Raw genomic sequence first — 1709 nt, 5'->3', positions numbered from 1 at the left:
GATTGCATTTTTCTGGTAGAATAGGTTACTAGAGGTTAATACGACAATGACACCAAAACAGTTTTTAGATTTAGTTGAAATTCGGGTGGTAATCCCCAGTGTTGCGCCATTGCTGGTGGGGTTAGCTTATAGTCAATGGCAATATGCACGGTTAAATTGGTTGAATGCAACGTTGCTCATCATCGCAACGATTAGCGTGCATTTAGCAGTTAATACATTTAATCGTTATGAAGATGCGAAACGGCAAAAGAACAACGCCTTTTTGCGTCAAGAAGCGGCCGGCGAAGAAATTTCTAACCATCAAGTGCGAAATGTTGCGCTCGTGTTAGGTGTGATTGCAGCATTGGCTGGCGTCGCTGTGGCATTACGTACCGGTTATGTGACTTGGATTATTGGGATTGTCAGTTTTTTAATTGGTTATCTTTATTCAGCAGGGCCAAAGCCAATTACGAACACGCCATTTGGTGAACTTGTCTCTGGTTTGACGATGGGTTACTTTATCTTTGTCGCACAAGTGTATGTCAACACGCACATGACGCCTATGCCGAGTGTCTTACTCCAATGGTTTGTGGTCAGCTTCCCGTTGACAGTGTTTATTGCAGAAATTATGTTGGCCAATAATATTGCTGACCATGATGAAGATGAAGAAAACAATCGCCACACCTTGGTACACTATATTGGCGTATCAGCGGCCAAGCAACTCTATCTTGTTTTGGCAATCATTGCGTTTGCGGAAATGATCTTGGTGACGTTGGTCGGTTGGTTGCCAATTACAAGTTATGCGATGATTGTATTGTTGCCAATCGTCATCCGCCATGTTCGCGATTTTATTGCGCGTCCGATCAAACGGGAAACTTTTATTTTAGCCATTAAAAATCTAGTCATTGTCATGTTGGGGATGACGGTTGCCATTGTGGCAGGGATACTGTTATAAAAAAAGACGACCGCAATTGCGGTCGTCTTTTAGTTAAAGCGTTGTAAATCTTCAATACTTGTGACAGTAAAGCCTTTCTTTTCAAGGCGTGTCACCAGTTTTTGTAATTGTTCGCTGTCAATTGCGAGGGGCAACGTGAACATGAGTGATGTGGGCGTTGCTTGTTGTGGTTGAATGCTTAAAACGGATTCGATGTTGGAATAGCGGGCGATAATGCTCGCTATTTTTTTCAAGTCACCTTGCGTGTTATGTGAGGTAACCGAAATGGCGACACCACCAGTACGTACGGACCAACTCTGTGACAAAAGGTCCATCAGGGCATCATGGGTGAAGATGCCGGCGAAATGGTGTTGTTCATCGAGTACAGCGATAAAAGGCAAATCACGGATCGCAAAAAAGACCTCGTAAAAGTGACTTGTGGTATAAATAAACTTGGTTGAATTGCGCATGATAGCCGTTACGGGCAAATTCATGTCGCCGTTTTTGGCAATATGCTCGTAAACATGTTGTTTATAAACATTACCGCGAAAGAGTTTGCCAGATTCATCCAAAATTGGCATTGTGCGCGTATGCGCCTCCGCAGCTGAATTAAACAAATCATTCACTTGCGCAATTGTCGTATTTTCTGTAACTGTTGTCAATTCAGACTTTGGGGTGATGAGAGATTCGTGGAGCATATGCGTGTCCTAAAATTAAATTTTTTATCATGAAATAGCCATATATCATGATAACACAGAATTCTGTTATACTGGTAGATTAGATTGAGAATTTTAGT

Annotated in this window: 2 protein-coding genes; one reads left to right on the top strand and one right to left on the bottom strand. The window is 42.2% G+C overall.

Going from position 1 to position 1709, the window contains the following annotated elements; translation table 11 throughout:
• Nucleotides 1-46: 46 nt before the first annotated feature.
• The gene (locus tag ACW12G_RS07890) at nucleotides 47-934 is read left to right on the top strand and encodes a prenyltransferase (protein ID WP_146975659.1); all 888 of its coding nucleotides are present in this window, start codon (nucleotides 47-49) and stop codon (nucleotides 932-934) included.
• A 29-nt stretch (nucleotides 935-963) separates the two neighbouring features.
• On the opposite strand, the gene cbpA is transcribed toward ACW12G_RS07890, so the two are convergent.
• On the bottom strand, nucleotides 964-1611 hold the full coding sequence (gene cbpA / locus ACW12G_RS07885; RefSeq protein WP_455647708.1) for a cyclic di-AMP binding protein CbpA: 648 nt from the start codon (nucleotides 1609-1611) through the stop codon (nucleotides 964-966).
• Between the last annotated feature and the right edge of the window lie 98 nt (nucleotides 1612-1709).

It is taken from the genome of Leuconostoc sp. (genome assembly GCF_965300815.1).
Note: the sequence above shows the minus strand (reverse complement) of the source record. Positions and strands in the feature narration are given on the sequence as shown.

Bases quoted from the DNA above. Each gene is read 5' to 3' on its own strand.
- ACW12G_RS07890 (WP_146975659.1), top strand. From the start codon at position 47: ATGACACCAAAACAGTTTTTAGATTTAGTTGAAATTCGGGTGGTAATC.
- cbpA (WP_455647708.1), bottom strand. From the start codon at position 1,611: ATGCTCCACGAATCTCTCATCACCCCAAAGTCTGAATTGACAACAGTT.